The 10,242-nt window shown below is 42.3% G+C and carries 8 protein-coding genes and 2 pseudogenes; 4 read left to right on the top strand and 6 right to left on the bottom strand.

Going from position 1 to position 10,242, the window contains the following annotated elements:
- A partial coding sequence (locus tag AB4407_RS07605) for a transposase (RefSeq protein ID WP_372120007.1) occupies positions 1-331 on the bottom strand: 331 nt, incomplete at its 3' end.
- Positions 332-405: 74 nt separating this feature from the next.
- Here AB4407_RS07605 and AB4407_RS07600 point away from each other — a divergent pair.
- Together AB4407_RS07600 and AB4407_RS07595 are read left to right on the top strand one after the other, a co-directional pair.
- Positions 406-651, top strand: a pseudogene (locus tag AB4407_RS07600) (tyrosine-type recombinase/integrase); the annotation flags it as partial.
- 177 nt (positions 652-828) lie between these two features.
- Positions 829-2,202 (top strand): cytochrome P450, encoded by a 1,374-nt coding sequence (locus AB4407_RS07595; RefSeq protein WP_372120005.1) that lies wholly within the window; start codon positions 829-831, stop codon positions 2,200-2,202.
- 148 nt (positions 2,203-2,350) lie between these two features.
- Here the strand turns inward: AB4407_RS07595 and AB4407_RS07590 are convergent, their stop codons facing one another.
- The gene (locus AB4407_RS07590) at positions 2,351-2,476 is read right to left on the bottom strand and encodes a DUF3465 domain-containing protein (RefSeq protein WP_372120009.1); all 126 of its coding nucleotides are present in this window, start codon (positions 2,474-2,476) and stop codon (positions 2,351-2,353) included.
- 16 nt (positions 2,477-2,492) lie between these two features.
- Positions 2,493-2,744 carry a TIGR03643 family protein gene (locus tag AB4407_RS07585; RefSeq protein WP_139686244.1) on the bottom strand — a complete coding sequence of 84 codons (252 nt, stop codon included), beginning with the start codon at positions 2,742-2,744 and terminating at the stop codon, positions 2,493-2,495.
- 518 nt (positions 2,745-3,262) lie between these two features.
- On the opposite strand from AB4407_RS07585, the gene AB4407_RS07580 reads away from it, so the two are divergent.
- Positions 3,263-3,454, top strand: a complete 192-nt coding sequence (locus AB4407_RS07580) for a hypothetical protein (RefSeq protein ID WP_009847119.1) — start codon at positions 3,263-3,265, stop codon at positions 3,452-3,454.
- A 476-nt stretch (positions 3,455-3,930) separates the two neighbouring features.
- Positions 3,931-4,383, top strand: a pseudogene (azu, locus tag AB4407_RS07575) (azurin).
- 140 nt (positions 4,384-4,523) lie between these two features.
- Here azu and AB4407_RS07570 read toward each other — a convergent pair.
- From AB4407_RS07570 to AB4407_RS07560, 3 genes are all read right to left on the bottom strand, one after another.
- Complete coding sequence (locus AB4407_RS07570; RefSeq protein WP_372120003.1) at positions 4,524-6,407, bottom strand: methyl-accepting chemotaxis protein; 1,884 nt, start codon at positions 6,405-6,407, stop codon at positions 4,524-4,526.
- A 288-nt stretch (positions 6,408-6,695) separates the two neighbouring features.
- Positions 6,696-8,267 carry a BCCT family transporter gene (locus tag AB4407_RS07565; protein WP_372120001.1) on the bottom strand — a complete coding sequence of 524 codons (1,572 nt, stop codon included), beginning with the start codon at positions 8,265-8,267 and terminating at the stop codon, positions 6,696-6,698.
- Positions 8,268-8,538: 271 nt separating this feature from the next.
- Positions 8,539-10,137, bottom strand: a complete 1,599-nt coding sequence (locus tag AB4407_RS07560) for a BCCT family transporter (RefSeq protein ID WP_372119999.1) — start codon at positions 10,135-10,137, stop codon at positions 8,539-8,541.
- Positions 10,138-10,242: the final 105 nt, after the last annotated feature.

The following is a 10,242-nucleotide window of genomic DNA, read 5'->3' as shown; positions in this document are numbered from 1 at the left end:
TCAGCACTTCCGATTTCTCTGCGGGTCGCTCTTGCAAGCTATGCCTAATTTCCGCTATCGCTTTTACCCGTACCGCATTAGCTAAAAAGCCATAGTAGCGTATTCGCATCAGCCCTTTAGGCAACACATGTAAAAGTAAGCGTCGAAGTAACTCGCCCGTATTACAACACATTCTTTGCGTCCCATTGGTTCGGTAGTCTTTGTAACTCATCGTGATACGGCCATCCACGTTATAACTTAATTGGTTGGGATTTAACCCAATACGATTGCAATACCGAGATAAATAACCCACTACCGCTGTGGGATCCTGAAGTACAGGTTTACTGTACACAACCCATCTCTTACTAGCGGCTTCCTCTAATAAATTACTGTGCGTCGCTATCAACTCGCTTACTCGACATAACACATCCAACAGCACTACAAAAACACATTAAGGTAGCTAGCAAAAAAGCCGACATTGAGAAAGACATCTCCTGCCATACTTTAAGGCATTCATTTGCTACGCACCTTCTTCAAAGCGGTGCTGATATTAGAACAGTTCAAGAACAACTTGGACACGCCGATCTAAAAACAACGCAAATATATACCCACATCATAGATAGAGGTGCCAACGGCGTAATTAGTCCACTGTCAAAAATATTCGTTAAGTAATTGTCAGGGAATCTCCGGTCCCGAGGTTTCGTAAACTTAGCGGAGAATACCTCACTTACATACCTTTACTTACAGAATCATAAAACTTGTTAAATTACATGCTTACTTTTACTTATCGCTCTAGCCGTAACTTCAGTATTGTTACGCGCCATCAATGATATACATAAGGAAATGAAAATGAAGCGAATTGAGCAACTACCAATGCCACCCACTTCTGGTGTTTTAGGACATGTGAGCTATTTAAAAAAGTCCAATGTTCATCAGCAAATGTTGTGTTGGATTAAAGAGTATGGTGCTCATTTTCGTTTAAAACTAGGCATGAAAGATGTACTTGTATTGTCTGATGCAGCTCAAATCAAGTCAGTGTTGAAATCGAGACCAGATGAGTTTCGCCGCTTAAAAAGCATCGAAAGTGTATTCGATGAAGCTGGTCTTAATGGCATATTCTCTGCTGAAGAAGAACGTTGGAAGCATCAACGAAAATTAACAGAACCTATGTTTCAGCCGAGTCACCTTAAACATTTTCACCCTCAGTTAAGCGTGATTACAGAGCGCCTAGGAAAGCACTTTGAAATGCTAGCGGAATCAGGAGAAGTGGTTGAATTAGTTGCTGAATTTAAAAAATACACGGTTGATGTGACTTCTCTGCTAGCGTTCGGGGAAGACTTTAACTCGATCGAACAAACGACTACGCCGTTAGGTAAAAGCTTACAAGACGTTTTTCCGGTCATAAACCAACGTTGTAAGTCTCCAATTCCATTATGGCGTTTTTTCAAAACAAGAAAAGACAAGCAGTTTGATGCCAGCTTGGAAGAGATTGGGCGTTTTGTTTCTGGATGTATTGAAAAACAACGAGCTCGGCTGATTAGCGAACCAAACCTTAAAGACTCACCAGAGAACATGCTGCAAATCATGTTATTGGAACAGGAGCAAGATTCCTCGTTAACTGACCAAGATATTATGGCTAATGCTATTACCCTTCTATTAGCGGGTGAGGATACCACAGCGAATACACTGGCATGGATGGCGTTCTTAGTCAGCGGCAATCGCAGTAGTGAGTTGGCCTTACAAGATGAACTTGACGCCCTTGGTAATAGAAAGGTCTTAGAATGGCCGCTTCCTCGAACACCTTATATGACAGCTGTGATGTATGAAGCGATGCGATTAAAGCCGGTAGCACCACAACTTTATTTGGAACCCACACGAGACACTAAGATTGGTGACATCGAAGTAAAAAAAGGCACGCCTGTTTTTGTAATGCTACACGCGAATGGTTTTGACCCTGACTTATTTGAAGATCCAAGAACGTTTAACCCGAATCGTTGGGTAGAAAAAGATGGCGCTTCGTTCTCTAACCTTCAGCCGTTTGGTGGAGGAGCAAGGCTATGTCCTGGGCGCTCATTGGCCATGATGGAAATAAAACTCGCCTTTCATACATTGTTTAAAGAATTCAGCATTGAGCCACAACAAGCCCCTGAAACTGTGGTTGAACAGTTTGCGTTCACGATGTCTCCCGTTGGGTTTAATGTAAAAATAACCAAGCGAAGCTAGCTTACAAATAAAGGTATCTAGAACCAATAAGAGAGAGCCGATATTTCGGCCCTCTCGTCTATTAGGGCAAATATAAGTGAGACCCAAATGAGGAATTCAAAATAATCAGAAAGCGAGGCGAGCGTAGATTCAGCATGCCAAGTGTCGTCTACTCGTATATTTTTCCATTATGCTTCAGCCAGTCATGAGCATGGTGACTCCGAGAGTCTTTGTGAGTCCAGTGCATCACGCCACCTGTCTTTTCCATACAGGGATATCCATTGAAGCTACAAATCTACGTAAGTATCAATTTAACGATGCTTATACTGAGTTGGGCAATAACCTCTAGATACATCTGAACTACGAAGTTTTACGTGCTTGGTAGAGCGACCAGAAACGCGAGTACGCCACAACTTGAAACTGCCAAGCTTCAAACGACTGCGCATCAAGCGAATCACCTCTGATTCATTTAAACCAAATTGCAATTCTATTGCTTCAAACGGCGTTCTGTCTTCCCACGCCATTTCAATAATTCTTGATTCAGTCTCTTTAGATAACATCATTACCTGCTCATCTTCAATTAAACGAACAGAAATACGTTCCTTCTTGCTCATTAGATCAAAGACTTATCGCTTAAATTGCAAAAACCCAACATCCAAAAAGCAACGGCAGAATTACTAATCCATCAAGTCATCAAGTCATCAAGTCATCAAGTCAGTTTATGGCTAAAGATTAAAACAGGATGCCGAAGATGCGACATCGCAATAACCTGAACCAATACAAAGTAATTTCGAAAAAACGTAAAACCACAAACCACAAACCACACTAGTTCGATTTGTAACCACTAATTACATTGAATTTTTTAAATAAATTTCTATCCAAATATTATACTGAACGGTGGTCACATTACGCCATAATAATCATAGGTAACATGACCACACCTTCTCTTATCCATTGCTTTGGGGAATGCCAAAATCATTCAATTGAACATATCAACACAGCTTCTCAATTAAGCAATTGATCTCATAACATAGAGCCTGTACGCTTACATTATGCACACGGTTACTTAATGGAGATGACAATGAACGAACTACTGACAAGCGCCATGGAACAGAAACAACGAACAACAGTGACAAGTTTATTCGCAAGGAATGGATTCAAGATCGCAGCCACTGATTTTGATGATGTGACTTTTGAACGCGAAAGTGTGTTGGTCAATGTACGATTCGATGCATCTTCCAACGTCGAATCGATTTCGGTTCTTAACGACTAACGAGAGACTCGATGACAAGCAGGTCGCTAAAATGATTGAATGTCCAATATTCAAGTCATTTTTGCGTATCTTGCTTGCTGTCCTTTGCGACTTAATCCCCCCCCTCTTCTTTTCCAAAAGCCACCGAGCGACAATTAGGCGAATAACTCGCAATTCCATGAGCTTGGCTTATATTTATCAATACCCTTTGAAAAAATTCGAAATGATGCCTATGTTCCTAACTCGGTTAATTTATGTCAGCACACTTTCCGAATGTTGTGATTCCAAAGCACAGCCTTAAAACCTATCGTCAGGTTAGAGGTGTTTATCTCGCCTCTAACACAAATTCATCGTACGTGTCGGAATGTTTTTTAGAAGAAAGCAGCCCGTCGTTATATTATTGCAGCGGGATAGCATCACTATGATCACTTTTCTACAATATTACGTATCGATAACTCTAAAAGAATAACCTCCCAAAAAACAATGGATAATAACGTATGTCTTTACGATTAATCACAGCAACGATAGTGCTTATTGGTGCAAGTTTTACCGCTTAGGCCAGTTCAGAATGTGAGGTATCGATTGATGCCAGTGATCAAATGAAGTTTTCGATCGATATATTGAGTGTCCCTGCCAGTTGCAAGGAAGTAAAAGTGACGCTAAACCACACAGGTTCCCTTCCTGCACAATCCATGGGACACAATATTGTGATAACAGATACTGCGTTATTCCAAGCCGTTGGGATCGATGGCATGTCAGCAGGCATTGACAACAACTATGTTAAGCCTAATGACAAACGTGTTTATGCATTTACACGAATTATCGGCGGAGGTGAATCCACCTCTGTTACCTTCAGCACCGAAAAGATGAAAGCGGGCGGCGATTACTCCTATATTTGTTCTTTCCCTGGTCACTGGGCAATCATGAGGGGTAAATTTGAATTCAAATAAATTTCACGCTTTTTGAATATTTGATATTTGAAGAACAAACATAAAAAAGCCCCAACCTAAGTTGGGGCTTCGTTTTATCTATCTATCTATCTATTTAACTAACTATCTAACTATCTAACTATCTAACTATCTAACTATAATTACAGCTTAAAACGGCTGATTTCATTTTCTAGTTCATTTGACAGTTCAGAAAGCTGAGCAGCTTGTTCTGCAGCTTGGTGCGCTTCATCTGCTAGCTCGTTAGATACGTCACGGATTCCTTCAGTGTTACGAGTAATCTCAGACGTTACTGACGCTTGCTCTTCTGCAGCAGAAGCGATTTGAGTCGCCATATCACTGATGCGTTCAACTGCTGAGTGAATTTGCGTTAAGCTTGCAGCCGCTGAGTTTGAGTCATCAACACTGGTTTCAGCAAGCGCTCGGCTATCGTTCATGATGCTCACCGCTTTGCCGGTCGTACCTTGTAGCAACTCGATAGTTTGTTGAATTTCTTGCGTTGAGCCGTGTGTACGTTGGCTCAGAACACGAACTTCATCAGCAACAACCGCGAAGCCACGACCTTGTTCACCAGCACGTGCCGCTTCAATCGCGGCGTTAAGTGCAAGTAAGTTAGTTTGTTCCGCAATGCCTTGAATATTAGACAAGATAGCGTTGATGCTATTGCCATGCTCTTCAAGCTCTAGAATCACGTTTGTTGCGATTTGAACTTCTTGTGCAAGATTTTGAATTGAGCTTTGAGTTTGTGTCACTTGACCCGTGCCGTGCTCACATGCGCCAACTGCTTCAGATGAATTCTGTGCAGTTTGATCAGCGTTACCCGCAATCTCTTGTGTAGCTGCTGCCATTTCATTTACGGCGGTTGCTACCATATTGATTTCGTCTTGTTGCATCTGAATGCGAGCGCTACGCTCTTCAGCTTGAGAAGCCGTTTGACGAGCTTGGTTACCCAACGCAGCAGACACTTCACTTAGCTTGAGTACCATGGTGTGCATGTTGCTCACAAAATGGTTGAAATTAGCCGCAAGTTTACCAATTTCGTCATCACTTTTAAGCTCAAGACGTTGAGTTAAGTCACCTTCGCCTGAAGCAATTTCTTCAAGTGCCGCTGATACGCGGTTTAAGTCACGGAATAGGAAACTAACCAACATAGAAACCAACACGATAACGATCAGAGTAATCACAACCGCTGTAGTAATGAGTTGCGTAAGAAGTATTGAGTGATTCGCTTCTTCTGTTGCTTTGTCCATCTGAACCGCAAAAATCCAGTTAGTGTTCGGTACATTAGTAAAGTAAAGAAGCTTCTCTGCACCGCGCTCTTTAATCATCTCAATACGACCCGTACTAACTGCATTCTCTATAATAGGCATAGAGATATCGCTTGAAAGTTGGCTCACAGGCTTCAGGCTCAGTGCTGAGTCTGGGTGTGCTAGAAATGTGCCGTCTGACGCATCTATTAGCATTGCGTAAGCATTGTCACCAACATCTAAGCTGATAACATCGTTGACGAGTTGATCGATAAGTACATCTGCACCAACAACACCAACAAGCTTACCGTTATGACGAACAGGTTCAGCAATCGTAACTAGAAGCGCTTGGGTAATAGCATCTTGATAAGCGGTTGTAATAATTTGCTTACCGGCTGCGTTTGCTTCCTGATACCAAGGGCGTTGACGAGGATCGTAATCTGCACGATTACGTTCAGGATGTGAACGGTACATTCCGCCTTCTGGAGTACCTAAAAAGATATCGTCAAAGCCACCCGCTACACGAGCTTGTTTAAGGAAGGGAACAACATCACTTTCTCTAGAGAAATCATTGAACGCAGATGCGATATCGGTTCGAATCTCAATCCAGTTTTTAATCCCTTCAGATGCTGCTTCAGATACGCTTTCTGCTCGTTGGTATACGCCATTACGAGTCTCTTCAAATAATTGGTTTGCTGATAACCAAGTCAAGGCCGTTGCCATGAGGATAACAGCAGATAGGCTAGCACCTATCAATTTCTGCTTAAGTGTTAATTTCATTAGTAAGTTTCACGAGTGTTGGAAAATCTAGCGAATACTACTCAATTTAAGTAAACGATTCGAGCTATTTCACAGTTTGACATCACATTATATTTGCAATAAAACCAAAAATTTATCTTTCGCCAATTGCTTGACTCTTCGCCAAATTCAAGGCGTAATTTCAACGTCAACTTCTACGACATATACAGTTTTACAGGCTGTAAAATAGATACAAAAAGGCAGGAGAGTTTCCTCTTCTGCCTTTTGTTTTACTTTGTAGCCGAATCAAAAAATCGAATAGTAGGTAGTCTATCTTTTCTCTGTTCGCATACCCATTAGCAAGCTTACACACATCAACAATAGAATGATGGTGAATGGCAATGCTGTTGAGATTGCACCCGCTTGCAGAGCTTGAACGGCTTCAGTACCGCCAACCCATAATAGAGCTACTGCAATCGCACCTTCAAGGAACGCCCAGAATACGCGTTGAGGCACTGGCGTATCAACTTTACCACCCGCGGTAATACTGTCGATGACTAAAGAGCCCGAGTCAGACGATGTAATAAAGAATACGAGAACCAATACAACCGCGATAATTGATAGCAGCGTACCAAGTGGCAATACATCAAACATTTGGAACATTGCTAGTGATACATCGGTTAGACCTTCTTTACCAAGAGTACCTACGTTATTCACTATTTGATCAATCGCCATGCCACCAAATACTGACATCCAAATGATAGTCACTGTCGTTGGAACAATCAGAACCGCTGTAATGAACTCACGAACCGTACGGCCTTTAGAAACACGCGCGATAAACATACCTACGAATGGTGACCATGAAATCCACCAAGCCCAGTAGAATACAGTCCAACCGTGTAACCAAGCTTCATCTTCACGACCGTGAGGGTTACTCAATGGAATGATGTTATCGATGTATGCCATCAATGTTGTAGGGATTGAACCTAGAGTCACTGCGTAGCCGATTAGCGCGACTAAGATCAGCAGTAAGAAAGCAACCAACATATTGATGTTACTGATAACTTTAACGCCACCATCAATGCCACGAAGTACGGATACGACCGCTAGCAAAGTTACTACTGTAATAACAATGACTTGTAACCCTAAGCCTGCCTCAATTCCGAATACATGTTGAATACCACTTGCTGCTTGTTGTGCACCAAGGCCAAGCGATGTCGCCAAACCAAACAGGGTTGCAAGTACAGCAAGAATATCAACGATGTGACCAGCCCAGCCCCACGCTCTATCACCCAAGATTGGGTAGAAGATAGAACGAATTGAAAGCGGTAGTCCCTTGTTGTAAGAGAAGAAAGCCAGTGAAAGCGCTACAACACCATAAATTGCCCAAGGGTGTAAACCCCAGTGATACATGGTTGCACCTAGCGCTAACTTAGCAGCTTCTGGTGTATTCGGTTCTACACCCAGTGGCGTTTCATACCAACCTGTGTAGTAAGCCGCTGGCTCTGCCACACTCCAGAACATTAGACCGATACCCATACCGGCTGCAAACAGCATCGATAGCCAAGACATGAATGAGTAATCTGCCGTTGCATCAACACCACCAAGGCGTATTTTACCAAACGGAGAAACAATCAAGCCCAAGCAAAAAATTACGAAAATATTACCAGACCAAATGAACAGCCAATCAAAAGAGTTGATAATTTGCCATTTAACACCATCCAGTGCCGCCTTGGCTGAAGCTGTATCTGTAAGCAGCACACCGATCAAAAACAAAGTGATCAGTCCTGCACTAATTCCAAATACTGGGTTATGTACGTCAAAACCCCATTTTTGGACGTTATCTTGACCAACAGTGTAATCTGTACTGTCGATACTGTATTTATCTATACCTTTAGTCATTATTCCTCTCTACGGAATACTTATAAGGTCTGTTGACCTCATATCCCTTACTTTCCTGTGACTGAATCACAAACTCGAACACACGATCCAAGCAGTACAAGCTGTTGTCACAATAATTCAAATACTTGGATGTCTGAAGTTTAGCAGGTTAACTTATTGTTTTCAGTAAACCAGAATCGGTTCGATTAACTTTCAAACAAAATAGACGTTATTATTCGAATTTATGACGAAAAAAAGGCCGACCAAGTCGACCTTTCCTTAATAAATACTTTTAACTCAAAGCATTTTGATGCTTGACCAATTGATTTTCAGTACGTAGACCTAACAATAAACTTAGGCACATAAGCAATAATATGAAAGCAAATGGTAGTGCCATTGAGACCGTTCCAGCTTGTAATGCTTGGATAGATTCAGTACCGCCTACCCACAGTAAAACCGCCGCAATCGCGCCGCCTATTAACGCCCAAAATACACGTTGTGGCACTGGCGCATCAACTTTACCGCCAGAAGTAATGCTATCGATAACCAACGAACCAGAATCTGAAGAGGTAATAAAGAACACCATAATCAAACCAATCGATACCACAGAAAGCACAGAACTCATTGGCAGCGCATCATAAGTATGGAAAAGAGAAAGTGTAATATCTTGTAGACCATTTATACCAATCTCACCCACTTTATTCGCCACCTGATCAATTGCAATGCCACCGAAAATAGCCATCCAAATGATAATCACTGATGTCGGGATAAATAATACTGCAACGATGAATTCACGAATTGTACGACCTTTGGAGATCCGAGCGATGAACATGCCTACGAATGGTGACCATGAAATCCACCACGCCCAGTAAAATACCGTCCAACCTTGCATCCATGTTTCATCATCACGCCCATGCGGATTGCTAAGAGGAATAAAGTTTTCGATATAGCCCATTAGAGCCGTTGGAATGGCTTTAATGCCCGCCATACCACCAGCGATAGTTACGAAGATAAGCAGACCCAAAGCAACCAACATATTGACGTTACTCAGAACCTTTACACCACCATTAATACCACGCACCACTGACATTGTTGCTAAGAAAGTGACCACTGCAATAACAATCAGCTGCATACCAATACCGCCATCGGTACCAAATACATGGTTAATACCGCTTGCTGCCTGTTGTGCGCCTAAGCCAAGTGATGTTGCAAGGCCAAACAATGTTGCTAGTACTGCGACAATATCAACGATATGACCAAACCAACCCCAAGTTCTGTCACCGAGCAGCGGGTAAAAGATTGAGCGAATAGAAAGCGGTAAACCTTTATTGAAAGTAAAGAAGGCAAGCGACAAAGCGACCACAGCGTAAATTGCCCAACCGTGTAAGCCCCAGTTATAAATAGTCGCACCCAACGCCAACTTGGCAGCTTCCGGAGAATACGCATCGACATTTAATGGTGTTTCATACCAACCGGTGAAGTAGGCAACGGGTTCTGCAACCCCCCAAAACATGAGGCCAATACCCATTCCTGCGGCGAATAACATCGACATCCAAGATAGGTTGGAGTGCTCTGCTTTGGCATCATTGCCACCAATACGTATCTTGCCATACGGGGAGACAATGAGGGCAAAACAGAAAATAACAAAGATGTTGGCTGCCCACATGAAGAAACCATCGAAGTTACCGATGACTTTCCATTTTATTCCATCAAGCGCCGCTTTTGCGGTTTCCGGATCTGCGACTAGAAGTGCAATCAGGAAGATAATGATCGCCCCTGCACTGATTCCAAATACTGGGTTATGAACATCAAAACCCCATTTCTGAACGTTATCTTGTCCTACTGTATAATCGGTATTTTCAATACTATACCTATCTTTTACAGGCTCCATGCTTCCTCTCTAATTTGCAGCGCACAGTTTGCAACATTGCATTCTGCGCTTAAATTTCGAAAAGAAGAATATCAACCTGTCGCAAAAATACTAAAAAAACCTCCA

This window comes from Vibrio sp. 10N.261.46.E11 (assembly GCF_041472735.1).
GTDB lineage: Bacteria > Pseudomonadota > Gammaproteobacteria > Enterobacterales > Vibrionaceae > Vibrio.
The sequence above is the reverse complement of the archived record's forward strand: the minus strand, read 5'-3'. Positions and strand labels throughout refer to the sequence as shown.